We start from the raw sequence: 24,287 nt of genomic DNA, 5'->3' as shown, positions 1-24,287 counted from the left end.
GTTGTACGCTTACCCATGGTAGAGGGCCGAGGAGGTGCCATGACAGCCGTGCGTTCATCGGAGGCTCGTGTTGCGCTCATCACGGGCGCGGGGAGCGACCGCGGAATCGGGTTCGCGGCGGCTCGGGCGCTCGCGGAGGCGGGTCACCGGCTCGGTATCGCAGCAACGTCCGACCGCATCGAGGAGCGTGCGGCGGAGCTCCGCGCTCTCGGGCACGAGGTGGTGACCGTGATCGCCGACCTGACTGATGCGGCGGAGGCGGATCGTGCGGTCGCCGAGGTGCTCGAGGCCTTCGGTCGACTCGATGTGCTCGTGAACAACGCGGGCATGACCTCGGTCAGTGATCCGGAGCAGCCGGCGGGCATTCGAGACATCTCGAACGCGCAGTGGGACGCGGCGCTCCGCCGCAATCTCGACACCATGCTGTTCGTCACGCGCGCGGCGACCCCGCCCCTGGTGCGAAGCGGCGCCGGCCGGATCATCAACGTCGCCTCGCTCTCCGGGCCGGTGACGGCCTACGCGGGCGACATCGCGTATCACGCGGCGAAAGCCGGCGCCGTCGGTCTGACACGGGCCGCCGCCATCGACCTCGCCGAGCAGGGGGTGACGGTGAACGCTGTGGCGCCCGGGTGGATCGACACCGGATCGTCCACGCCCCACGAGCTCCGCATGGGAGACGCGACGCCGGTCGGACGATCGGGGCGGCCCGAGGAGGTCGCGAGTGCCATCGCCTGGCTCGCCCGGGCAGATGCCTCGTACGTGACCGGCCAGGTCATCGTCGTCGACGGCGGCAATTCGATCATGGAGGATCGCGGCGGGGCGTCTCGGGAGTAGAACGACCTGCCCGCTTCGCCCGTGGGTGCTTCGCCGGGACGACGGAGGGCCGGCGGAATCCGCCGGCCCTCTGCGTTCATCGGATCAGTAGTGCGCGGGCGGGTCGCTTCCGGGGAAGGAATCCTCGCCCCATTCGTCTGCCACGGCGTCCGCGTGCTCGTGCGACACCTCGGTCGAACCCGGGTGCTCCGCGATATCCTCGCGTGACTCCGCATTCTCCGCGTTCTCCGTGATGTCCTGCGACTCCTCGGATCCGGGTACCTGCTCATTCACCTGTTCGTCATCGGCGCGACCGGTCATGAGTGCTCCTTCCTGTTCGCACATTGCGGCGGACGAGTCCGCCGCGCAGTGGTTCCATCGTCGAAGAATGCGTGGCGACGTGCAAGCCCCTGGCACTGCGGCCTCGAACTGTGCGTAGGGGTCAGATCCACCCCTGTTGCCAGGCGTGTTCAGCCGCCTCTTGGCGATTTCCCATTCCGAGTTTCGTCATCGCCGCGGAGAGGTAGTTGCGCACCGTGCCGGGTGAGAGGAACAGCGCTTCGGCGATGTCGCGCACGTTCGAGTGGACGCGGGTGGCGCGCAGCACGTCGAGTTCGCGATCCGTGAGCGGGCAGTGCTCGGCCGAGAGCGCGGCGGCCGCGATCTCCGGATCGATGTAGCGCTTGCCTGCAGCCACGTCGCGAATGACCTGCGCGAGTTCACCGGCGGGCGTCGACTTCGGCACGAATCCGACGATCTTCGCGGCGAGTGCACGTCGGAGCACGCCCGGCCTCGCGTGTCGCGTGACGATGATGATGCGCGTACTGGGAGCGCCTGCCGCGATGAGCGTTGCAGCCTCGATGCCATCGGTGCCGGGCATCTCGAGGTCGAGCAGGCACACATCGGGCCGCAGCTCGATCGCGAGCGCAGCGGCTGTTGCGCCGTCGTCGGCGCCCGTGACGACCTCGATATCCGGTTCGAGTTCGAGAAGCGCTTCGAGTGCGCTTCTGATGAGCTGCTCGTCGTCGGCGATGAGCAGCCGGATCGGTTCTGTCATCGTGCTCCTCCGCCCGGGACCCATACCGTGAGCTCGAAACGCCCCGCTTCGTCGTCGTGCGACGCGGTCAGCGTGCCGCCGACGGCCATGATGCGGTCGCGCAGCCCAGCGAGTCCGGAGCCAGCATGCGCATCATGCGTGGTTTCCACGCCGTCGTTGGTGATCGCGAGCGCGAATCCGTCTCGCTGAGGCGCGAGAGCGATGGTCGCGCGGGCGGCGACGCTGTGCCGGAGGATGTTGGTCGTGGCCTCGCGCACCGCGAAGGCCAGCGCGCGCTGAGCGGCTGGGTCCTCCGGGCTCCTCGCGATGTCCAGCGTGCATTCCGCTCCCGAGAGGGTCAGCACGTCGCGAGCGTTCTCGAGTTCATCCGGGAGGTCGACGTCCCGGAGTCCGGCGACGAGCGCTCGCGTCTCCTCCATGGCGTGCTTGGCGGTGAGGCGGATCTCGGTGAGCTGCTCGGCGGTGCGAGCTGCGTCGCGGCCGAGCGTGCGTTCGGCGAGTTCGGCCTGCAACGCGATGACTTGCAGATGGTGACCTTGAATGTCGTGGAGGTCTGCGGCGAAGCGCAGTCGTTCTCGGGTGACGGCGAGCGTCGCCGCGAGAGACCGGGCCTCGTCCAGCCGCCGGATGATCCGCCACATCCACAGGCTGGTGAACAGCATGAAGGGGAGCAGAGCGCCGTAGAGGAGCACGAATCCGCTCGAGATATCCAGTGAGTGCTGCAGGATCGCCGATCCCCGGCTGATGTGAACGAGGAGCGGGATCGCGGCCAGAGCCAGCGCCAGGCCGGTGGCCCCCCATCGGCGCCCGCCCGAGAGCACGGCCGCGAACAGGACGCCGGAGAACCAGAGCTGCGCCGCGGCGTAGACCGCCAACTCGGGAGAGGCGAAGGCGAGGGCCCACGAGATCGCGGGGGGCAGGAAGAGTGCGACGGTCCACCCGCGGTGCGGTCGCGTGTCGGGCGCATCATCGCGGAGAAACCAGCAGTAGCGGATCCGAGCGGCCGCGGCGAGGACGCTCGTGATCAGGAGCGCGAGCACGAGAGGATCGCGCGTCGCCGCGAAGTCGGCGAGGTAGTCGAACGCGATGATCGCGTCGATGACGACGAACAAGAACACGATGGAGCCGAGCGTGTAGTTCCACGTCGCGGTCACACCGGCGCCAGGAGCCCGGTGCATGTCAGCTGAAATCATAGCGTTGACCAGACTACGAGCATCTCGGGCGATCGGGCCCGGCGTGCGCCGTCGCGTGACACATGTCATGCCGAAGTGGTGCGGATGTGCATGCCGACCGATGACACGGGGGCACTACGGCGCCGACGACGAGTGGGAAACGATGGACGTACCTCATCAGCAGCGCCCTCACGACCGACGGCGGGGCTGATCCTCTCCCGACGTGAAAGGTCCCCATGATCACCACTCTCCAGGAATTCGCCGCCTCGCTCCCGGAGCCGCTGCAGTGGCTCGGCGTACTGGTCATCGCGGCCATTCCGTTCGTCGAGTCCTACTTCGGTTCGGCGATCGGAGTCATCGTCGGTATTCATCCGGTGATCGCGGTTGCAGCAGCGGTCGTCGGAAACGTGATCTCGATGCTCGTCTTCGTGCTCACCGCGCACGGGGTCCGTGCCAGCGCGACGAAAGGCAAGGACGCGAAGCCGCTGACGCCGCGACGCGAGAAGCTCAAGCAGCGGTTCGAGCGCTACGGGGTGCCCGGGGTCAGCCTGCTCGGCCAGGTGTTCCTGCCGAGTCAGATCACGTCGGCGGCGATGGTCTCGTTCGGGGCTCCGAAGAACCAGGTCATCTTCTGGCAGATCATCTCGATCATCATCTGGGGCGTCGTGTTCGGCGTGCTCGCGGCGCTCGGCGTGGCCGTACTTGCATAGCTCTCAGGCGCGCTGAGCGATCAGCGATGCGGCGATCGCGCGAGCAGTGCCCGTGGTGTGATCGGGCGCGCGCAAGCGCATGGCGAGATCGCCGCTGACGATGAGGAGGAGTTGCTCCGCCAGTGCGGGCGCGTCCTGCGCCGACACCGGTTCGGCGAGTCGCGTCAAGCGATACCGCATGGCGTCGGTTTCTGCGCGGATCGCCGCAGCCACTTCGGGAGGAGCCGACGCGTATTCGGCCGATGCTCCGAGAAACGCGCACCAGCGCGAGCCGCGGGGCAGCTCGCGAAACGCGTCGAGCGCCTCGAAGATCGCGAGCAGACGCTGCTCATCGGTCGAAGCTCTCGCGATCGCCTCATCCCAGGATTCGATCCAGGCGTTCTGGCGTCGCTCGAGCACGGCCGCGAGGAGTGCGTCTTTGCTGGCGTATCCGCGATACAGCGTCGCGGGGGAGACTCCGGCGCGCGCCGTGATGGCGTCGATCGGGGTCGAGATGATCCCCTGCGAGAAGAACAGATCTTCGGCGGCGTCGAGAATTCGCGCTTCCGTACTCGACCTGAGCCCCATGGGAATACTCTAGGCTAGCGATAAGTGAAACGCACGTTATCGTTTTGGGGGTGCGCATGTCGGCGCAGCAGCGAACTCGTTCACGGCGAGCCACGCCGCAGATGTGGGCACTCGTCGTCGCGGGCACCGCGGTGATCGCCGCGACCTACGGCCTCGTCAGACTCGCGTTCGGCCTCCACCTCCCCGAGATGAGCCGTGAGTTCGGTCTCGGCATCGCGACCCTCGGGTTGATCTCGGCCGGGGCATCCGTGGTCTACGGGCTCGCCGCCTGCGCCGGGTTCCTCGTCGGGGACCGCTTTCCGCGCGCGCTGGTGCTCGCGGCCGGTCTCACCGCGGGCGGCGGATCGATCGGCATCGCGTTGACGCACGACGTCGGAATCTTCAGCGCGTGCGCGATCGTGAGTTCGGCCGGTGCAGGGTGCGCGTCTCCCGGGCTCGTGCGCATCATTCATCGGGCCGCGTCCTCCGGCGACCGGGCGACGATGCAATCGGTCGTCAACGCGGGGACCGGCCCCGGCCTCGTCGCAGCGGGCTGCATCGCGTGGTCGCTCGCGCCCGACTGGCGGCTCGCCTGGGTGATCGCCGGCGGAGTGACGGCGCTCGCGACCATCGCGGTGCTCTGGTTGGGTCGGGAGCAAGCGTCGGAAGCCGTGGAAGCGCGGTCCGCGCTCCGGTTGCCGCCCGCGGCCTGGTGGGCGTCTCATCGCGCAGCGCTCCTGGCCGCTGCCGCCTTCGGCTTCGGAGCTGCAGCGGTCTGGAACTACGGGCGAACTGCGCTCATCGATGCCGGCGCCTCTGCAGGTGTCTCATTGCTCGCGTGGGTGCTGCTCGGTGTCGGCGGGACGGCAGTGATCCTCACGGCGCCGCTCGTGCGGAGGCTGCGGCCGCGCAGCCTCTGGGCAGTCTCCACGATCCCGGCCGCAGTCTCCACAGCCGCTCTCGGAGTGTCCTCCGGCTCTCCTCTGCTTGCGGGAGCGGTGTGCGCCGTGTTCGGTTGGGGATACGTGACCGCGACCGGCGCCCTGATCGAGTGGACTACGCAGATCGATGGTTCGCGCGCTGCTACGGGCACCGCCGTGCTCTTCGTCGTGTTCATGATCGGCCAGGCGGCGGGGGCGGCCGTCGTCGGTGCCCTCGTCGCGCAGCTGGGGTACGCGGGAGCGTTCGGCGTCGCGGCCGCAGCGGCTTGCGCGGCAGGCGTGCTCGGCTATGAACGGCAGGCGCGGCGAGTTCGAATCAGGTAACGGCTCGAGCGATCGCAGCGACGGCTCCTGCGGCCGGTACGGTGATCGTCAGGAACGTCACGAGGCGGTACGCGGGCTCCAGCTGAAATCGGTGCTCCGCCTCGAAACGACAGAACCCCCGCCGCTTTCGCGACGGGGGTTCTGCGTGAACTGGTGCGCCCCAAGGGATTCGAACCCCTGACCTTCTGATCCGTAGTCAGATGCTCTATCCAGCTGAGCTAGGGGCGCCCGTTGGTTTCCCAACTCGAAAGAGACTACACGAGACGATCGAAAAACGAAAATCACGCCCCCTTCGCACAATGGCGCCGCGCGTGTCGCGAGCGAGCGGTACCCTGGAACCCGTGTCACTGAGCCCAGAACTCGCCCGCGCGGAAGCACTGATCCGCGAGATCGCCAACTATCCGTCGCCCGGCATCCTCTTCCGCGACATCACGCCGCTGCTCGGCGATGCTGGCGCGCTGCGCGCGACGGTCGACGCCCTCATCGAACCGTTCAACGGTTCGTTCGACGTCGTAGCGGGCCTCGAAGCGCGCGGGTTTCTGCTCGCGAGTGCCGCGGCGTACGCCAGCGGCACCGGCCTCATGCCGATTCGGAAGGCGGGCAAGCTCCCCCGTCCTGCGGCGAGCGTCGGCTACAAGCTGGAGTACGGCACCGCAGAGGTCGAAGCGCACGACGATTTCGCGCCGGGCACCCGCGTGCTGTTGATCGACGACGTTCTCGCCACCGGCGGGACGCTCGCGGCCGCCCACGAACTCGTCGAGCGGCTCGGCTACGTCGCCGCAGGCACGTCGGTGCTCTTCGAGATCGATGGCCTCGGCGGGCGCGAGACCGTCGCCGATGCCTCGCTGCACACGGTCTTCCGGAGCTGACGCCGCGATGTCCGCGGTTCGCCTGATGCTTGCAGTATGAGTCGATCATCGAAGCGCAGCGGGCAGCGGCTGCCCGCCTCCGACTTCTTCGATCTCGCGGGAAGCGACCCCGAGTTGCTCACGTCCGGGAGGATCCCTGATCCGCTCCCCGAGCACACGCCCGTGTTCCGGTGGCTCGCGAACGTGCTGCAGCTCGTCGAGTCGCGCCTGCGCGCTCGCGGCGACACCGCGCTGCGGAACGCGATCCGGTTCTTCTGGGTTCTCGTAGCCCTTGTCGGAGTCTTCCTGCTGGTCGGCCCCGTCATCAATGAGCCGCTCGACTTCGATGACGTCATCGCATCAGCCGAGATCGACGACGTCGACTGGGTCGCGCGAGACGCCGAGGTGGACTACGTCATCGACCGCGACGCAGCAGGAGGCTTCGTCGCGCAGGTGAGCGAGCGCTTCGACGCCGAATTCCGCAACGGCCCCGAATCGAGCGTGGCGCGCACCGTTCTGACCGAGTACCACGGACACGACGTGCGCTTCTCATTGACGAGTGCGACGATCGACGGCGCCGAAGCCGAGATCGACGTGCAACACGAGCCGACCACCACGGAGGTGCGGCTCACCCGCAGCGACGGCGAAGCGCTTTCCGGTACACGGGAGATCGCGCTCACATACGAGCTGCACGACCTCGTCACGACGGATGTCGACGAGGCGACCGCGGAACGCGTCGATCGTTTCGACTGGCCGCTCTTCGCCCCGACGTGGCCGCAGGCGACGAAAGGCATCGACGTATCCGTGACGCTCGCCCGCGAGATCGACCAGGCTCTGGTGCGGGCCCCGCGGGCCTACATCGGCTGGTTGCTCATCAGCGGCACCGAGTGGTTGACCCCCGAGGGGGAGGACGCCGCCGGGGTGCGGTACGCCTTCTCGAACGATGACGCGCTGCCGCCGAACGCGGACCTCTCGGTCAGCGCCCAGTTCGCACCCGGCACGTTCACGCAACCGCAGACGACGACGCTCTTCTGGGTGCAGACGTACGGGCCGCTGCTCCCGATGGCCGTGCTCGTCGTGCTCACGCTCTTCGCGTTCGCCGCTCGGCGCGTGGTGTGGGCCGACAGCGCCGGCGACCCGTGGTACCTCCCGAGAAACGAGCCGCCGGAACGGCTCTCGCCCATGCTCGCCGCGGAGCTCATGGGGCAGAGACGGCACGTCGAGCTCCTCACTGCGCTCGAGCACCCTCCCCGGCCGCGGTCGTCTCGACGAGCGGAATGGCTCCGGCGTCTCGCCCGGGCGGGCCGTCGGGCGGGCAGCCTCGGAAACACTCCGACGGTGCTGCGGCGCACGCGGTCGTGGGGATCGAGCCGAGCCGCCGTGCGGGCCGGGCTTCGATGGGTGCCCGACAGTTACGTGCGCGATTTCTTCACCGTCGCCCCCATCGCCATCATGCTGCTGCAGTGGGGGGTGCTGCGTCAGCTCTCGCACCAGGTGATCCTCGCAGTCGTCTGGTGGCCGGCCGTATTCGTGCTCGTCTCGACCGTGCTGGCGATCATGTCGAACGTCGCAGTCTCCCGCCCCCGCCCCCTCACGCGAGCCGGCGCACTCGCGATGCAGCAGCTGAAAGGCATCGACGTGTGGGCGCGGGCTACCCGGCTGCTCGACCGCGGACCGCTCGACGACCCGCTGCTGCCCTACGCCCTGCTGTTCGAGCGCCCCCGCCGCGCCGGTCGGAAGATCGCGGAGCACGCGGGAGCAGAGACCGGCGATCGCGCAATCTCACGCGGATGGCGCACCGAGCATTTCGTGGGTGCGCCCGCGCTTCTCGCACTGTTCGCATCGATCGTGGTGCTCGCGGGCTCGATCGTCACCGTATCCACGCAGCCGGCGCCGTACCGGACCGATATCGACTTCGTCACCTGGTCGAACGACCTCCCCGGCACGCTGTACACCGAGGTCTCCGGGTTCGACATCGAAGCCGAGTTGCGACGCGGCGACGACGGCGGAGCGCGCCTCGACGTCGTCGAGCGGCTTGACGTGGTCTTCGACGACTCGGCTTCGAAAGTGCCGCAGTTCGCGAAGGAATGGCCGACGGAACGCCTCGGGCAGTCGCTCGGCTTCGAACTCGAATCGGTCACGATCGACGGGGAGGCCGCGCCCTACACCGAACTGCCGCAATCGGAGACGAGCAGCCTCGCGATGCTCACCCGTTTTCCCGACGTGCGTTCTGGGGAGCACGAGATCGAGATCGCCTACTCGCTCGACCACGCTGCGGTCGACGCCGACGCCGGGGACGACGCTGTCCAGGAGGTGCGCTGGGCGGCGTGGTTGTCGTTCTGGGAAGACGAGTACTCCGCGGAACCGGGCGACTACTCCGGGGCGAAGCTCCCCGTTCGGCCGCTCCGAATCCAGCTCGCAGTGCACCCCGATCTCGTCGGGAACCTCACCGACGCCGGTTGGATCACCACCGATTCGGATGAAGACCGCTCGCCGCTCGAAGACGGCAACGCTGCCAAGCCCTGGGTGACGCAGCAGAGCCACTACTCCGACGAGGCCGACTTCGAGGATCGCACGCACTCAGAGCTGCGCATCGGATCCGAGCGGGTGCGCGACGACGGGGCACTCGTCGTCGAGATCGACGCGGACACCGTCGAGTCGCGCGTCGCCGAGGACCTCGCCGCGGGCACACCAGCTGGCGAATGGACGGTCGATGCGGACCTCAACCGCACACTCGGCCAGTACGCACTCGACCTCGACGACGATCTCGGGGCGCTCCTGCGGTTTCACCCGGATACGTTCGGCGGCGTCGACGACGGGGCCCTCGAACGCTCCGAGCGCGGCCTCAACCTGCCGTTCGTCGCGGTCTTCGGGCTCCTGGGCATCGTCGTCGTGGCCTCGGCCGGCGTGATCGTCTTCACGACGCGCGTGCGGCGCCCTGCCAGCGCCAGTCTGCGGACGACCGCGTGGCTCACCCTTCCCATCCTGGCGCTCGCGCAGTGCATCACGTTCTGCTGGGTCGTGCTGCCGATGGCGGGCAGCGACGTCAGGGGCGGCGGAGCCATCGCACTCGGCGCGGTGATGCTCACCGCGGTCATCGCCCAGGGCGCGATGGTGGCGCGGCGAACGGGATCCGGCACTCGGAAGAAGGGACAATAGGGAGCATGACCGAAATCGACGCCACGGCCTCATTCCTCGCCGCACGGGATCAGCTGCTCGCGCTCGCAGGAGAGCCGCAGCGCCAACGCACCGAATTCGAGTGGCCCGAGGTCGGACCGGATTTCAACTGGGCGCACGACATCTTCGACGTGATCGCCGAGGGCAACGACACCACCGCCCTGTGGATCGCCGAAGCCGACGGAAGCGAGCTGAAGCGGACGTTCGCGCAGCTGAAGCAGCGCTCCGATCAAGTCGCGAACTGGCTGCGCCGCATCGGCGCCAAGCCCGGCGACGTCGCGATGCTCATGCTCGGCAACCGGGTCGAGCTGTGGGAGATCATGCTCGCCGCAATGAAGCTCGGCGTCGTGCTCCTGCCCACCTCGGTCGTGCTCGGGCCGCACGAGCTCGTGGATCGCGTCGAGCGCGGCACGGTGCGATGGGTGTTCGCCGCCGCCGAGGACGCGATGAAATTCGGCGAGGTCCCCGGCGACTACCGTGGCATCGGGGTGGGATTCGATGCGGCACCCGCCGATCACCGTGCGCGGCTCTACGACTGGGCGCGGTACGAGGAGTCGTCCGCGGCATCACTCGCTCCGATCGCGAAGACGACGACGAGCGATGACCCGGCGCTCCTGTACTTCACCTCCGGCACGACGAGCCTGCCGAAGATCGTGGTGCACTCCCACACGAGCTATCCCCTCGGGCATCTCACGACGCTGTCCTGGCTCGGGGTGCGCCCCGGCGACACCCACCTGGTCATCAGCGCCCCGGGCTGGGCGAAGCATGCATGGTCGAGCTTCTTCGGCCCCTGGCACGTCGGCGCGACCATCTTCGTCGCGAATTACGCCCGCTTCGACGCGGAATTCCTCGTCTCCGAGCTCGACCGCGCGGGGGTCAACACCTTCTGCGCTCCGCCCACCGTGTGGCGCATGCTCATCCAGAGCAAACTGTCGAGGAAGCCGCGCGCGCTGCGCGAGATCGTCTCGGCAGGCGAGCCGCTGAACCCCGAGGTCATCGCGCGCATCCGCGAGTGGTGGGGGCTCGAGATCCGCGACGGGTACGGTCAGACCGAGACGACGGCGCTCATCGGCAACCTTCCCGGAGACCCGATCGTGCCCGGCGCGATGGGGCGGCCGCTCCCCGGAGTCTCGGCAGTGCTCATCGATCCTGCGACCGGCGAGGAGGCGCAAGAGGGCGAGATCTGTCTGCGCCTGGACCCCGAGCGCCCCGTCAACCTGATGCCGGGATACTACGGCGATCCGGAAGCGACGGCGCGCGCGACCCGAGGCGGCCTCTTCCATACCGGCGACGTGGCCCAGCGAGACGAGCACGGCGTGCTCACCTTCGTCGGCCGCACCGACGACATCTTCAAGTCCAGCGATTTCAAGGTGTCGCCCTTCGAAGTGGAGAGCGCGCTCATCGAGCACGCCTTCGTCGCCGAAGCCGCCGTGGTCGGAGCGCCGGACGGCACGCGACTGAACGTGACCAAGGCGTACGTCTCGCTCGCAGCCGGTGTCACCGCCGATGAGGCAGCCGCACGCGAGATCCTCTCCCACGCGCGCGGCGCACTGCCGCCTTACATGCGGGTACGGCGCGTCGAGTTCTTCGAGCTGCCGAAGACCACCTCTGGCAAGATCCGTCGCATCGAGTTGCGCCAGCGCGAGGAGGCTGCCCATGCGGCGGGCGAACGCATTGCGAGCGAATGGCGCGAGGAGGACTTCCCGGGGCTCAAGGGCTGAGCGTTGCGCAGGATCGGCGGACCCCGACCGGACAACCACCCAGCCGGCTGATCCGCCGTCATGCGGCGTCACGCGATTGCCGTATGAGGGGTCCTGCCGGATAGTTTCGAGGTATGACGCAGATCGAAACCACCACCGCAGGCAGCCTGCCCCGCACGCAGGCGCTCATCGAGGCGAACGCCGCACGCACCTTTGCCGATGACGGCCTGACGCTGCAGTCGACGCCGGAGTTCGACGCGCTCGTGACCGAGGCCGTGCGCGACGTCGTCGCACGCCAGCGAGACCTCGGCATCACGCAGCCCGGCGACGGCGAGTTCGGCAAGGCGATGTCGAACGCCGTCGACTACGGCGCATGGTGGACGTACTCGTTCCAGCGCACCTCGGGCCTCACGATCACCGAGCGCAACATCTTCACCCAGGAACCGGTGCGCTCGACGCCCGGAAACATCCAGCTGACGTCGTTCCCGGATCGCCGCGACTGGGTGCGCTTCTCCGAGGCCTACCAGGCCGAGATCAACGTGGGCACGAACGCGACGCCGTTCCCCACCACGACCGACGCGATCACCTACACCGGGCAGGAGCTCGTCGCGACCGACACCCGCAACCTGCGAGCGGCGCTGCAGCCGGGCGAGCAGGGGTTCATCACGGCGATCGCACCGGGATCGGCCGCGCGCATTCAGAACGACTTCTACGCCTCTGAGCAGGAGCACATCGACGCCTGGATCGCGGCGCTGAGCGAGGAGTACCGGGCGATCACCGACGCCGGGCTGATCGTGCAGCTCGACGACCCCTCACTCGCCGAGAACTGGGATCAGATCAATCCGGAGCCCTCGGTCGAGGACTACCTCGCGTTCACGCAGATCCGTATCGACGCGATCAATGAGGCCATCAAGGGGCTGCCGAAGGAGCAGGTGCGCCTGCATCTGTGCTGGGGATCGTGGCACGGCCCGCACACCACCGACATCGAGCTGAAGCACATCCTCAAGACCGTGCTCGGAGCGAACGTCGGTCAGATCTCCTTCGAGGCGGCGAACGCGCGCCACGAGCACGAGTGGGCCGTGTGGGAGGAGAACAAGAGCATCGTTCCAGACGACCTGATCCTCGTCCCGGGCGTCGTCGGCCACTCGACGAACCTCGTCGAGCACCCCGATCTCGTCGCGCAGCGCATCCAGCGCTTCGCCAACGTCGTGGGAGCGGATCGCGTCATCGCCGCGACTGACTGCGGCCTCGGCGGCCGCGTGCACCCGCAGATCGCCTGGGCCAAGCTCGAGGCGCTGGGCGAGGGCGCGCGCCGCGCGGCGAAGCTCGTCTGAGGCGGGCCCGGCGCCCGCCTAGCGCTGGTCGCGTCGGGATCGCAGCAGCGCGTAAGCGCGAGACGCGCGCTGCCGCCACCACTCCTCGCGATCCGGAGCCGCTCGGTAGCGATCGAGCAACGCGGGGTCGAGGCCGGGCCGCCGCACCTCGATCGCACCGTCGAGCGGCAGCAGGGGCGACGCCGTCACATCGCCGTCGAGCAGCGCGACGGTGCCCAGACCGCACGCGCCCGCGAGCATCCCCTCGGGGAGGGCGGCGGCCAGATGCAGTCCCATCGCGATGCCGGCCGACGTGTCGAGAGCGCTCGACACCACGACGGGCAACCCGGCCTCGATCACGAGCGACCGCGCGCGGCGCACGCCGCCGAGAGGCTGGGCCTTGACGATCAGCAGATCGGCGGCTCCGGCTCGGGCGACCGCGAGCGGATCCTCGGCCTTGCGCACACTCTCGTCGGCCGCGATGCGCACTGAAACGCCCGACGCGCGCAGCCTCGAACGCACCTCGACGAGCTCGTCGACGCTCGCGCTCGGCTGCTCAGCGTAATCGAGGTCGAAGTCTGCGAGTGCCGCGAGGGCGTCGACAGCGTCGTCCGCACTCCAACCGCCGTTCGCATCCACGCGTACGAGCCCCGCCGGCCCGAGCGCTTCGCGCACCGCTCGCACCCGGGCGACGTCATCGGCGAGCGATTGCCCGCGTTCGGCGACCTTCACCTTCGCGGTCGTGCAGCCGGGGAAGCGGGCGAGCACGCCGGGTACCTCGTGCGCGCCCACCGCCGGCACCGTGGCGTTCACCTCGATCCGCGCGCGGAGCGCCTCCGGCTGCGGCGCCCATCCGAAGTCGAGGGCCGCCGCGAGCCACGGAGCGGCCTCTGCGTCGTCGTACTCGAGAAACGGCGAGAACTCGCTCGCGCCCAGCGGAGCATCGAAGATCATCGCCTCGCGCACGGCGATGCCGCGGAACCGCGTACGCGTCGGAATCGAGACGACGTGCGCGGCCGCGAGCACTTCGGCCAGCGGAGGGGCGGCGGGCGCGGCGCTGCGGGTGTCGGTCATGCCTCGATCCTGTCACGCCCTGGCGGTGTCCGTCGCGCTTCCGCGCCCTAGGCTAGGGGCATGACGCAGCAGGTATCCGAGCTCTTCGACCCCGCCGAGTGGGAGATCGCCCCCGGGGCTCAGCACTACTCCGACATCACCTCCCACCTCAGCCTCGACGGCCGCATCGCGCGCGTGGCGTTCGACCGGCCCGAGGTGCGCAACGCCTTCCGCCCGCGCACCGTGGACGAGCTCGCCGACGCGCTGGAGCGTGCGCGAGTGAACCCGAAGGTCGGGGTCGTGCTGCTCACCGGAAACGGGCCGAGCCCCAAAGACGGCGGCTGGGCGTTCTGCTCGGGCGGCGACCAGCGCATTCGTGGCCGCGATGGGTACAAGTACTCGGATGACGAGACCGAGGTGGGGCCGGAGGCCGCGGCGCGCGCCGGGCGGCTGCACATTCTCGAGGTGCAGCGGCTGATCCGATTCATGCCGAAGGTCGTCATCGCACTCGTCCCGGGCTGGGCGGCGGGCGGCGGCCACTCGCTCAACGTGGTCTGCGATCTCACCATCGCGAGCCGGGAGCACGCCAAGTTCAAGCAGACCGACGCAGACGTCGGCTCGTTCGACGCCGGTTACGGCAGCGCCTACTTCGCGAAGCAGGTCGGCCAGAAGTTCGCACGGGAGATCTTCTTCCTCGCCGAGGAGTATTCCGCCGAGCGCGCGCGAGAGATCGGCGCCGTTAACGAGGTCGTGACGCACGCGGAGCTCGAACGCACTGGCATCGCCTGGGCGCGCACGATCCTCGGTAAATCGCCGACCGCGATCCGGATGCTCAAGTACGCGATGAACGCCGTCGACGACGGCATCGTCGGGCAGCAGCTCTTCGCGGGGGAGACCACCCGCCTCGCCTACGGCACCGATGAGGCGGTCGAGGGCCGCGATTCGTTCCTCGAGAAGCGCGAGCCCGACTGGAGCCCCTTCCCCTACCACTACTGAGCGCCGAGGTGCGCTGCTGCTCCGCGGCTGCTCCGCTGCTGTTCCGCGGCGCTCACCCGAGCCGGGTCACTTTCAGAGCGTGTCGCAGCGCGGCGGGCCCAGACCCACTCTCAAAGTGACCCGTCTTGCGTTGGCGGCACCGCGACGGGTGCTCCTGCACCGCTGCGCTCACCGTCTCCACCGGAGCGGGGTCACTGTTCGTGCGTGTCAGGCCCGCGACACGCACAAACAGTGACCCCGCTCGCATGTGGGTGGCCTGGGCTGGCGTGGCGGCGGCGACGGCGGCCACACGACCCGCCCGCCCGCCGTGCGCCGCGCCCGCTCGCCGGCGATGCGCACAGCAGGGCTGCGCGGAGTACCCTGGTCGGGTGACTGCGCCCCACAGACTCCGTGCGATCCCGACCGAAGATCGTGCTTGGCTGACCGCCGGTCTCGCCGATGCGTTGCGCGGCGGGGCGCCGGTCGTGCCGGTCGCTCCCGGTGCCGACCCCGACGCGATCGTCGCATTGCAGCAGCAGGATCTGCCCGAGGGTACAGCTGTCGTCGTGCGCACGTCAGGGTCGTCGGGCACTCCGAAGGCGGTCGCGCTCTCCGCCGACGCCCTGCGCGCGAGCGCCGAGGCGACGGCCGAGCGGTTCGGCGGGCACGGGCAGTGGCTGGTGGCGCTGCCGACGCACCTCATCTCGGGCCTGCAGATGCTGGTGCGCAGCGATCTCGCCGGTACGCAGCCCGTCTTCTTCGACGGCCGCTTCGAGCCAGCCGCCTTTCTCGAGCAGGCGGAGACCCTCGACGCCGATCGTCGCTACGTCTCGGTGGTGCCGGTGCAGCTCGCGCGACTGATCGATCACGTCGAGCAGGATCGCTCGGCGGCCGATGTGCTGCGCCGTTTCGATGCGGTGCTCGTCGGCGGGCAGTCCGTGAGCGTGTCGCTCCGCAGCCGTGCGCACGCGCTGGGCATCGCCTTGACGCGCAGCTACGGGATGTCGGAGACGGCGGGCGGGTGCGTGTACGACGGCGTCGAGATCGGCGACACCCGTGTGCGCATTCGCGCCGGCGAGGTGCAGCTCGCCGGCAGCGCCCTCGCGCTGGGTTACGTCGGAGATCAGGAGCTCACGGATCGCGCCTTCATCACCGAGGCGGGACGTGACGGGGTGCCGGTGCGCTGGTATCGCACGGGCGACTCGGGCGAGCTGCTCGGCGGCATGCTGACGGTCACCGGCCGTCTCGATCGCGTCATCATTTCGGGCGGCGTCAACGTGTCCCTCGACGAGGTCGAGCGCGTGGTGCGCGAGCAGTCGGGGTGGGAGCACGCCGTGGCACTCGGCGCCCCGCATCCCGAGTGGGGGGAGCGGGTGTCGCTCGTCGTCGATGTGGTCCCGGGCGCAGGCACGGGCGCCGCCGTGGAGAGCTCCCCCGACGAACGCGCCGCCTTCGAGCGCGTGCAGGAGGTGCTGCGCGCGTCGCTCGGCCCTGCGGCCGTGCCCGAATGGGTGACGGAGGTGGACGCGATTCCGCGGCTTCCTGGCGGGAAGCCCGACTACGCCGCGATCGGCGAATGGATGGGGCGACTGCGCTCGAGTTTCAGCGAGGTGCGGCGCGGCGATGCCGCCCACGTGCACGGCATGCGTGCGCAGGGCGATGCGCACGGCGAAGCGCACGGAGATGCGCAGGGCGATGCGCACGGAGAGAAGGATCAGACGTGAACCAGGCACACGACCGTCGACGATCGGGCAATCCCGCGGCTCGGGCCGCTGCTGAGCGGCAGGCCGCAGCGGGGGCGCCGCCGCGGATCACCTGGCGCAACTGGGTGGGCGGAGCACGGTTGCGCACCCTGCCGCTCGCCGTGGCGCCGGTGGCTGCGGGCAGCGGCATCGCGCACATGGTGCAGGAGTTCTCGCTCACACTGAGTCTGCTCGCGCTCGCCGTCGCCGTGTTCCTGCAGATCGGGGTGAACTACGCGAACGACTATTCCGACGGTATCCGGGGTACGGACGAGTTTCGAGTCGGCCCCGCTCGGCTCACCGGGTCGGGGCTCGTCAACCCGAAGCGGGTGCTGGCCGTCGCGCTGACGTTCTTCGCGCTCGCCGCGGTCGCGGGCCTCGTCGCAGTGGTGCTCAGTGAGCGCTGGTGGTTCCTCGCTCTGGGCGCGGTGGCCATCGTCGCCGCCTGGTTCTACACGGGGGGCAAGCGCCCCTACGGGTACGCGGGGCTGGGGGAGATCGTCGTCTTCGTCTTCTTCGGGATCGTCGCGACGGTCGGCACGGTGTGGCTGCAGACGGACATCGACGTGCAGGAGCCCTGGGTCGCGGGCGCCGGCGTCGGCCTGTTCGCGGTGGCCGTGCTCGTGGTGAACAACATCCGCGATATTCCGACGGATCGCCTGGCGGGCAAGCGCACGCTCGCGGTTCGCATCGGCGACCGCGCGTCCCGCATCCTCTACGTCGTCTGCGTGCTGCTGCCGTTCGCGGTGCCGGCGTTCTACGCGCTCGCGCAGCCGGGCATGATCCTCGTCTGGTTCGTGCTCCTCCTCGCCATTCCGGCTTCGATCATCACACTCACCGCCAAGACGGCGCGGGAGCTCATCCTCGTCCTGCAGCTCACGAGTCTCGCCGCGCTCGCCTACGGTGTGCTGCTCGGAATCGCCTTCGCGTTCTGACGCCGAGTGATCCGGCGCAGGATCGCCGAGCGTTCGACGCGATCCTTGTGCTCGAGCGCGCAGCCTGGCTAGGCTGAGGTTCGGAAACCCTGACCCCGGAGAGGAGCGCACCATGGCAATCATCACCCAGCCGTCGGCGCCGCGACTCCGGGGCACTCCGAAGCCAGGGCAGTAGGTCGACGCGGCTCCGATCGCGGGCCGCCCCTTCTCCGCTTCCACCTCAGCATTTCCTCTCGCGCCGCGCGCGGCCAGCCCTTGGGCGCCCGCGTCCAGGCGCCGGCACACGTCAGGCATCATGAACCACCTCGCTGCGACTCAGCACACACCGAGCGATCCCGCTCGCGTCTCCACGGCGCGCGCGCTCGCGCGTCTGCTCCCGTTCGCCCGTCCCGCACTCCCGAAACTGATCACCGGCGCGTTCCTCGGTCTGGGCGCCGCACTCGCGAGCCTCGTCGTTCCGCTCGTGCTGGAATGGGCGGTGGACGGTCCCATCGCGTCCGGCGACCGCACCCTCATCGCCTGGGCGACCCTGGCCGTGCTGCTGCTCGGCGTCCTCGAAGCGCTGCTCGTGTTCATGCGCCGGCGTCTCGTGCTCGGCCCGTCCGCTGCGATCGAGTACGCGGTGCGTCAGTCCTTCTTCGAGCGACTGCAGCGCTTGCCCGTCGCCTTCCACGACCGGTGGCAGTCGGGCCAGCTGCTCAGCCGCATGATGCAGGACATCAGCTCGATCCGCCGGTGGTTGGCGTTCGGGTTGATCCTGCTGCTCGTCAACGTACTGACGATCGTGATCGGTATGGGACTGCTCTTCCGCTGGCATTGGGCGCTCGGCGTCGTCTTCGTCGCGTGTTCCATCCCGATCTGGGTCGTCGGCTACCGCTTCGAGCAGCGCTACGGCGTGCTGTCGCGGCGCAGCCAGGATCAGACGGGTGATCTCGCGACCGCTGTGGAGGAGAGCGTGCACGGCATTCGCGTGCTCAAAGCCTTCGGCCGGGGCGGCCATGCGCTCTCGCAGTTCACGCGTCGGGCTGAGACGTTGCGCGAGACGGAGATGCGCAAGGCGCGGGAGGTCGGCGGACTCTGGTTCTGGTACGAGCTCGTGCCGATCCTCGCCATGGGTGCGTGCTTCATCACGGGCGTCTGGCTCGCTGCGCACGACCTGCTCTCGACGGGGGAGCTCGTGGCGTTCTTCGCGATGGCGGCGGCGCTGCGGTGGCCGATGGGCTCGCTCGGCTTCCTGTTCGCCTTCTTGATCGACACGCGCACCGCGACCGACCGGGTGTTCGAGGTGTTCGACGCCGAGCAGACCGTGCGGGAGCCCGAGCGCCCGGAGACGATCGCCCAGGCGCGCGGCGAACTCGTCTTCCGAGACGTGCATTTCCGGTATCCCGACGCGGGTGCCGAAGAGGTCGACCTCCTCGACGGGCTCGACCTCGCGCTGCGTCCGGGCGAGACGCTCGCGATCGTCGGTGCGACGGGGAGCGGCAAGACGACCCTCACGACGCTGCCGACGCGGCTGTACGACGTGACGGGCGGGGCGATCACGCTCGACGGGATCGACGTGCGCGATCTGGCGCTCGACGACTTGCGGCGCCGGATCGGCGTGGCGTTCGAAGAGCCGATCCTGTTCTCGGCCACGGTGCGCGAGAACGTGCTGCTCGGTCGCCATGATCTCGCTCTCGGCAGCGCCGAGGCGGATCGGGTGCTGCAGGATGCGCTCGCCGTTGCGCAGGCGGGGTTCGTCGCCGATCTTCCCCGCGGCCTCGACACCGAGGTGGGGGAGGAGAGGCTCAGCCTCTCCGGCGGTCAGCGCCAGCGGCTCGCGCTCGCCCGGGTCGTGGCGGCGGCCCCCGATGTGCTGGTGCTCGATGATCCGCTCTCGGCGCTCGATGTCGACACCGAGGCGCTCGTCGAGGCGGCTCTGCGACGCGTGCTCGCCGACACGACCGCGCTCATCGTCGCGCATCGTCCGTCGACGGTGGCGCTGGCCGATCGCGTCGCGGTCATGCTCGACGGTCGCATCGATGCCGTCGGCACCCATTCCGAACTCCTGCGCACGAGCGCCCAGTACCGCAGCCTGATCGCCGGGATCGAGCGGGACGCCCTCGCCGACACGGCGGAGACCGGTCGGACCGAGACCGATCCGACCGATACCGCAACCGCCGACACCGACACCGACACCGACACCGACGCCGACACCGAGGAGGTTCGCCCATGAGCCTCGCGAGCGTGCAGGGAACGAGCGGCGAGGATCGCGATTCGTACACCCGCCAGGAGAGTCGCGCGATCCGCCGCCGTTCGTTGCGTCTGCTCGGTTCGATTCTGCGGCCGCTCCGGCGCCTCATCGCGCTGACGGCCGTCGTCGTGATCATCTCATCCGCGATGCGTGCGGTGGGTCCGACACTGATCGCCTATGGAATCGACACGGCGCTGCCGGCCGCGCTGGACGCCGGGGACTGGGTGCCGGCCGTCGGGGTCGCGCTCGCTTTCCTGGTGACCGGCGCGATCGGCTCGCTGCTCGTCGGCTGGTACGTCGTGCTCATCGCACGCCTGACGCAGGCGGTCATGATCGAGCTGCGCACGCGCATCTTCCGGCATACCCAGCGGTTGAGCCTCGAATTCCACGAGGGGTATACATCGGGTCGCATCATCTCGAGGCAGACGAGCGATCTCGAATCGATTCAGGAGCTGCTCGACGGCAGCCTCAACGAACTCGTCGACGCGGTGCTCATCGGCACGTTCACGATGGTGATGCTCTTCCTGCTGGATTGGAAGAGCGGCCTGGTGCTGCTCTTCATGGGGATCCCGCTCGCGATCCTCATGCGATGGTTCGTCGTGGAGTCGCAGAAGGGGTTCCGTTCGACGCGCGTCGCGAGCGCGCGCCTGATCGTGCAGTTCGTGGAGACGATGACGGGAATCCGGGCGGTGCAGGCCTTCCGGCGCGAGCGCCGCGGCGATGCCGACTTCGGCGCCGTCTCCGACGAGTACCGTCGCGCGAACCTGCGCGTGCTGCGGCTCTTCGGGGTGCTCGATCCCGGGCTCATCCTGCTCGCGAACGTCACGGTCGCGGTGGTGCTGCTCTGGGGCGCGCTCCGCGTGACGGGCGGCGAGCTCGCGATCGGCGTGCTCATCGCCGCCGTGCTCTACGTGCGCAACTTCTTCGGGCCGTTGGAAGAAGTCGCGATGTTCCTCAACTCCTATCAGTCGGCGACGGCGGCGCTCGAGAAGGTCTCGGGCGTGCTCGAGGAGGAACCGACGGTGCAGGATCCCGCCGCGCCCGTGCGCCTCGAGCGCCCGCGCGGCGAGCTCGGCTTCGATCACGTCGATTTCGCCTACGGGGGCGACCGCGGTGGAGCCCGCACGGTGCTCGCGAACTGCGACCTCGAGATCCCGGCCGGCCAGACGGTCGCGCTCGTCGGAACGACGGGTGCCGGAAAGTCGACGCTCGCGAAGCTCGTCGCGCGATTCTACGATCCGACTGGCGGGGCGGTGCGACTCGACGGCGTCGACCTGCGCGAACTCGATACCGCCGATCTGCGTCGCGCCATCGTGATGGTGACCCAGGAGGCGTATCTCTTCAGCGGAACGGTCGCCGAGAACATCGCGCTCGGCAAACCGGACGCGTCGGTGGCCGAGATTCGGGCGGCGGCACGCGCCGTGGGTGCGGAAGGATTCATCGAATCCCTCCCCGACGGGTACGAGACGGACGTCAACAAGCGCGGCGGGCGCGTGTCGGCCGGGCAGCGCCAGCTGATCTCGTTCGCACGCGCGTTCCTCGCCGATCCGACGGTGCTCATCCTCGACGAGGCGACCGCATCGCTCGACTTGCCGAGCGAGCGACTGGTGCAGCACGCGCTGCAGCGTCTGCTCGCCGATCGCACGGCGATCATCATCGCCCACCGGCTGTCAACCGTGGCGATCGCCGACCGGGTGCTCGTCATGGAGAGCGGCCGCATCGTCGAGGACGGGTCGCCCGCGGAACTGGTGGAGCTCGGCGGACGGTACGCGCAGCTCTACGCGGGGTGGGAGGCGACCCAGGTGTAGCGCTGCTCCGAGTGCGCCGCCGCGCCGGTACTCGGTGTGGGATTCGGCTTCGGTGAGATCATTCGCGCGGAACGTGGCTCACCGACGCCGAATCGCGTACCGAAGCGGGTTCAACGCGAGTTCGATGCGGTGCCAGTGCCAGTGCCAGTGCCGGACGCGTCCGGTCCGGCGGAAGGGCCCGGCTGAGCGGCCTCGCTCGGCGTCTCGCGCGCTTCGACGGCCTCGTCCTCGACGATGTCGTCGGGTGTGCGGTCTCGATTGCGCCAGTCGTAGATGCTCTCGGAGGCCGTCGACCGTGGGCGGGCGAGGAAGATGACCGAGAGGGCGACCCCGATCAGGGCGGCGAAGACGGCTGCGATCCACGGCTGCAGGCCGATGAGGAAGAGCACGGTGAACGGCACTGCGAAGAAGAGCAGACGAAGTACGATGTACACGATCCAGGCGGTGCGCGGGTTGTTCACCCGCACGAGTGTACCCGCGGCACCTGAAGCGAGGCTCCGCGCAAGGCCCAGGGTTTCGCGAACGCTTGCGAGTACGATTAAGGGTATGGTGCGGTTCGTGATAATCGGGGTCGTCATCGCCGTAGCACTGACGCTGTATGCGCTGGTCGACGCGGCGATGACCGAGGGATCGCGTGCGCGCGGAATGAACAAGCCGGTGTGGATCGTCATCATCGCGGTGCTGCCGGTGATCGGCGCGCTGCTCTGGTTCTTCATCGGCAAGGGGTCCGCCCAGGCGCAGGCGACGCGACGGCCTGCACCGGACGATGACCCGCGCTTCTCGGGCACGAGTCTTTCGAGCACCGACCTCGATGCGCACATGCGGGATCTCGAAGACCGCTTGCGCGAACTCGACGACGAGACGTTTCCCGGGGAGGAGCCGACGCTCGCCCGCGGTGGCGATGGTGCGGAGACGCCGGATCGCACCGGCGATGCGGCGACTTCCGATGCCGCTGCAGCGCGCACATCCCCCGCGGAAGCGGGAGCGCCGATCGTGAACGAAGCTGATGCCGAAGCCGAGATCGATGCCGACGCTGATGCCGATGCTCCGCCCGCTGTTCCTGACGCGGTACCGACGGAGGAATCGCCGAAGCCCCGGAGTGCGGACGAGCCAGGAACGCGTTCCGACGGCGACTCCAAGCCGTGAGCTCGGCGCAGCCGGCAGCAGCCTCCGTCTTCGCAGTCGAACTGCTCGCCGAACTCGTCCGTCGCGGCGTGCGCGATCTCGTGGTGTGCCCCGGGTCGCGTTCTCAGGCGCTCGCTCTGGCTGGTGCGGCGGCGCAGCACGCCGATGCGCTGCGGCTCCACGTGAAGCTCGACGAGAGATCGGCCGGGTTCTTCGCGTTGGGGGTTGCACGTGAAACGGGCATGCCGGCACCGATCGTCGTGACGAGCGGGACGGCGGTCGCGAACCTCATGCCGGCGGTGCTCGAAGCGCACGAGGCCCGTGTGCCGATGCTGCTGCTCACCGCGGACCGCCCCGAGGAGTTGCGCGGCATCCGCAGCAACCAGGCGACGCACCAGGCGGGTCTCTTCGACGCATTCGCTCGCTGGTCGGTCGATGTGCCGGCCCCCGAATTCGTCGACGGCGACCTCGTGCGCGATGCCCTGCGCGATCCGGCGACGCTCGTGACCCGGGGCCTCGCCGCGGCTCTCGGTGCTTCCGGCGGAAGGCCCGCCGGGCCGGTGCAGCTGAATCTCTCGTTCAGGGACCCGCTCTCCGGGACCGCAGGTTTCGAGCGCATGATCGTCGCGGGCTTCGAAGCGGCCGCCCGCGAGGCCGCAGAACGAGCAGCGCAGCACCCGGAGCCGGACGAGTCGGGGCCGATCGCGGACGATGCAGATGTCTACGAGCACGCTGGGGATGCGCTCGCGGTCGTGATCGCCGGAGCGGGTGCGGGCCCCGAGGCCGAGGCCTTCGCGCAGGCCGCGGGCCTGCCGCTGCTCGCCGAGGTGGTGAGCGGAGCGCGATTCGGGCGCGAGACCATCGCCGCCTACGCCACGCTGATCGACGACCCGCAGATCGGCGGCCTCACGGAGCGCGCGATCGTGTTCGGCCACCCGACCCTCACGCGTCAGATTCCTCAGCTGCTGCGTCGCGACGACGTCGACGTGGTCGTGATCGATCCGCACCACGGATCCGGTGCCGAGTACGTCGATCCCAGCCGCGGTGCTCGAGTGGTGTCGGCCGCACGCGTCGCACCCGAGCATGATGCCCGCGCCCTGCGAGGCTGGCTCGGGGCCTGGGTCGTCGCGGACCGCGCGCTGCAGCGCGAGCGCTCCACCGTGCACGAGCCCGACCTCGAGGCGGCGCTCGCGCCGGGCTACAAGGAGCGCAACGCTTACGCCCGCACGGAGGTCGCCATCATGCGCGAGCCGGTCTCGCGCGAGCTGCTCGTCGAGAGCGTGTGGCGCGGCACGTGGCCCCACGATCGGCTGGTCATCGCGGCGTCGCGTCTGGTGCGCGTGCTCGACGCGCTCGCGCCCGCCCGACGCGTGGGCGTGCACGCGAACCGAGGTCTCGCCGGCATCGACGGCACCGTCGCGACGGCGCTCGGCATCGCGGTGACGAGCCAGCTCGCCGATGATCCGGCTCGAGCGGCCGGGACGACGCGGGTGCTCATCGGGGACCTCGCGCTGCTGCACGATGCCGGATCGCTCCTGCTGCTCGAGGGGGAGCCCCGTCCGCGCATCCAGGTCTTCGTGGCGAACGACGGCGGCGGAACGATCTTCGACGGTCTGGAGGTCGCCGAGACCGCGGACGCCGACGCATTCGCGCGGGTGATGCGCACCCCGCAGCGCGTCGATATCGCTTCCCTGGCCGCAGCGTATGAGTGGGACTACCGCCGGGTCGCCGCACGCAGTGAGCTCGAGCGGCTGCTCACCGAGCCGGTCACCGGGCCGAGCATCGTGGAGATTCCGCTGGCCGAGTGACGCCACC

At 69.4% G+C, this 24,287-nt stretch carries 20 protein-coding genes and 1 tRNA gene; 14 read left to right on the top strand and 7 right to left on the bottom strand.

Annotated features, from left to right (window positions below; all coding sequences use genetic code 11):
• Positions 1 to 39: 39 nt before the first annotated feature.
• The gene (locus WFH23_RS05750; RefSeq protein WP_090152643.1) at positions 40 to 834 is read left to right on the top strand and encodes an SDR family NAD(P)-dependent oxidoreductase; all 795 of its coding nucleotides are present in this window, start codon (positions 40 to 42) and stop codon (positions 832 to 834) included.
• Positions 835 to 918: 84 nt separating this feature from the next.
• On the opposite strand, the gene WFH23_RS05745 is transcribed toward WFH23_RS05750, so the two are convergent.
• The 3 genes from WFH23_RS05745 to WFH23_RS05735 all read right to left on the bottom strand — a co-directional run bounded on the left by WFH23_RS05745 (position 919) and on the right by WFH23_RS05735 (position 3,063).
• Positions 919 to 1,134 (bottom strand): hypothetical protein, encoded by a 216-nt coding sequence (locus WFH23_RS05745; protein ID WP_090152640.1) that lies wholly within the window; start codon positions 1,132 to 1,134, stop codon positions 919 to 921.
• A 121-nt stretch (positions 1,135 to 1,255) separates the two neighbouring features.
• Positions 1,256 to 1,870: a response regulator transcription factor gene (locus WFH23_RS05740; RefSeq protein ID WP_200332117.1), complete on the bottom strand. Its 615-nt coding sequence runs from the start codon at positions 1,868 to 1,870 to the stop codon at positions 1,256 to 1,258.
• Positions 1,867 to 3,063 carry a sensor histidine kinase gene (locus tag WFH23_RS05735; RefSeq protein ID WP_336661870.1) on the bottom strand — a complete coding sequence of 399 codons (1,197 nt, stop codon included), beginning with the start codon at positions 3,061 to 3,063 and terminating at the stop codon, positions 1,867 to 1,869. Before WFH23_RS05735 ends, WFH23_RS05740 begins: the two co-directional genes overlap by 4 nt.
• 215 nt (positions 3,064 to 3,278) lie before the next feature.
• Here WFH23_RS05735 and WFH23_RS05730 point away from each other — a divergent pair, with 215 nt between their 5' ends.
• A complete protein-coding gene (locus tag WFH23_RS05730; protein ID WP_336661869.1) occupies positions 3,279 to 3,752 on the top strand; it encodes a small multi-drug export protein in 474 nt (157 codons plus the stop codon).
• A 3-nt stretch (positions 3,753 to 3,755) separates the two neighbouring features.
• On the opposite strand, the gene WFH23_RS05725 is transcribed toward WFH23_RS05730, so the two are convergent.
• Positions 3,756 to 4,319, bottom strand: coding sequence for a TetR/AcrR family transcriptional regulator (locus tag WFH23_RS05725; RefSeq protein ID WP_336661868.1), 564 nt, complete (start codon positions 4,317 to 4,319; stop codon positions 3,756 to 3,758).
• 56 nt (positions 4,320 to 4,375) lie between these two features.
• On the opposite strand from WFH23_RS05725, the gene WFH23_RS05720 reads away from it, so the two are divergent.
• Positions 4,376 to 5,563: an MFS transporter gene (locus WFH23_RS05720; RefSeq protein WP_336661867.1), complete on the top strand. Its 1,188-nt coding sequence runs from the start codon at positions 4,376 to 4,378 to the stop codon at positions 5,561 to 5,563.
• A gap of 151 nt (positions 5,564 to 5,714) precedes the next feature.
• Here the strand turns inward: WFH23_RS05720 and WFH23_RS05715 are convergent.
• Positions 5,715 to 5,791: transfer RNA gene (locus WFH23_RS05715), tRNA-Arg, on the bottom strand.
• 113 nt (positions 5,792 to 5,904) lie between these two features.
• On the opposite strand from WFH23_RS05715, the gene WFH23_RS05710 reads away from it, so the two are divergent.
• From WFH23_RS05710 to WFH23_RS05695, 4 genes are all read left to right on the top strand, one after another.
• On the top strand, positions 5,905 to 6,432 hold the full coding sequence (locus WFH23_RS05710) for an adenine phosphoribosyltransferase (protein WP_176698412.1): 528 nt from the start codon (positions 5,905 to 5,907) through the stop codon (positions 6,430 to 6,432).
• A gap of 36 nt (positions 6,433 to 6,468) precedes the next feature.
• On the top strand, positions 6,469 to 9,570 hold the full coding sequence (locus tag WFH23_RS05705) for a hypothetical protein (protein WP_336661866.1): 3,102 nt from the start codon (positions 6,469 to 6,471) through the stop codon (positions 9,568 to 9,570).
• 5 nt (positions 9,571 to 9,575) lie between these two features.
• Positions 9,576 to 11,309: an AMP-binding protein gene (locus WFH23_RS05700; protein WP_336661865.1), complete on the top strand. Its 1,734-nt coding sequence runs from the start codon at positions 9,576 to 9,578 to the stop codon at positions 11,307 to 11,309.
• Positions 11,310 to 11,422: 113 nt separating this feature from the next.
• Entirely contained in the window at positions 11,423 to 12,622 is a 1,200-nt protein-coding gene (locus WFH23_RS05695) for a cobalamin-independent methionine synthase II family protein (protein ID WP_336661864.1), read from the top strand.
• 18 nt (positions 12,623 to 12,640) lie between these two features.
• On the opposite strand, the gene WFH23_RS05690 is transcribed toward WFH23_RS05695, so the two are convergent.
• Complete coding sequence (locus tag WFH23_RS05690) at positions 12,641 to 13,675, bottom strand: o-succinylbenzoate synthase (protein ID WP_336661863.1); 1,035 nt, start codon at positions 13,673 to 13,675, stop codon at positions 12,641 to 12,643.
• Positions 13,676 to 13,735: 60 nt separating this feature from the next.
• Here WFH23_RS05690 and WFH23_RS05685 point away from each other — a divergent pair, with 60 nt between their 5' ends.
• The 5 genes from WFH23_RS05685 to WFH23_RS05665 all read left to right on the top strand — a co-directional run bounded on the left by WFH23_RS05685 (position 13,736) and on the right by WFH23_RS05665 (position 21,347).
• Positions 13,736 to 14,650: a 1,4-dihydroxy-2-naphthoyl-CoA synthase gene (locus tag WFH23_RS05685; RefSeq protein WP_090152593.1), complete on the top strand. Its 915-nt coding sequence runs from the start codon at positions 13,736 to 13,738 to the stop codon at positions 14,648 to 14,650.
• 368 nt (positions 14,651 to 15,018) lie between these two features.
• On the top strand, positions 15,019 to 16,353 hold the full coding sequence (locus WFH23_RS05680; protein WP_336661862.1) for an AMP-binding protein: 1,335 nt from the start codon (positions 15,019 to 15,021) through the stop codon (positions 16,351 to 16,353).
• Positions 16,350 to 17,306 carry a 1,4-dihydroxy-2-naphthoate polyprenyltransferase gene (locus tag WFH23_RS05675; protein WP_200332126.1) on the top strand — a complete coding sequence of 319 codons (957 nt, stop codon included), beginning with the start codon at positions 16,350 to 16,352 and terminating at the stop codon, positions 17,304 to 17,306. Before WFH23_RS05680 ends, WFH23_RS05675 begins: the two co-directional genes overlap by 4 nt.
• Positions 17,307 to 17,601: 295 nt before the next feature.
• On the top strand, positions 17,602 to 19,521 hold the full coding sequence (locus WFH23_RS05670; RefSeq protein ID WP_336661861.1) for an ABC transporter ATP-binding protein: 1,920 nt from the start codon (positions 17,602 to 17,604) through the stop codon (positions 19,519 to 19,521).
• Positions 19,518 to 21,347: an ABC transporter ATP-binding protein gene (locus WFH23_RS05665; RefSeq protein WP_336661860.1), complete on the top strand. Its 1,830-nt coding sequence runs from the start codon at positions 19,518 to 19,520 to the stop codon at positions 21,345 to 21,347. The genes WFH23_RS05670 and WFH23_RS05665 overlap by 4 nt, the downstream gene beginning before the upstream one ends.
• A 110-nt stretch (positions 21,348 to 21,457) precedes the next feature.
• Here the strand turns inward: WFH23_RS05665 and WFH23_RS05660 are convergent, their stop codons facing one another.
• Entirely contained in the window at positions 21,458 to 21,808 is a 351-nt protein-coding gene (locus WFH23_RS05660) for a DUF4229 domain-containing protein (RefSeq protein ID WP_336661859.1), read from the bottom strand.
• Between the two features lie 85 nt (positions 21,809 to 21,893).
• On the opposite strand from WFH23_RS05660, the gene WFH23_RS05655 reads away from it, so the two are divergent.
• Complete coding sequence (locus WFH23_RS05655; RefSeq protein ID WP_336661858.1) at positions 21,894 to 22,493, top strand: PLD nuclease N-terminal domain-containing protein; 600 nt, start codon at positions 21,894 to 21,896, stop codon at positions 22,491 to 22,493.
• The gene (gene menD, locus WFH23_RS05650) at positions 22,490 to 24,280 is read left to right on the top strand and encodes a 2-succinyl-5-enolpyruvyl-6-hydroxy-3-cyclohexene-1-carboxylic-acid synthase (RefSeq protein WP_336661857.1); all 1,791 of its coding nucleotides are present in this window, start codon (positions 22,490 to 22,492) and stop codon (positions 24,278 to 24,280) included. Before WFH23_RS05655 ends, menD begins: the two co-directional genes overlap by 4 nt.
• Positions 24,281 to 24,287: the final 7 nt, after the last annotated feature.

The organism is Leucobacter sp. USHLN154 (assembly GCF_037145595.1).
Classification (GTDB): Bacteria; Actinomycetota; Actinomycetes; order Actinomycetales; family Microbacteriaceae; genus Leucobacter; species Leucobacter alluvii.
Note: the sequence above shows the minus strand (reverse complement) of the source record. Positions and strands in the feature narration are given on the sequence as shown.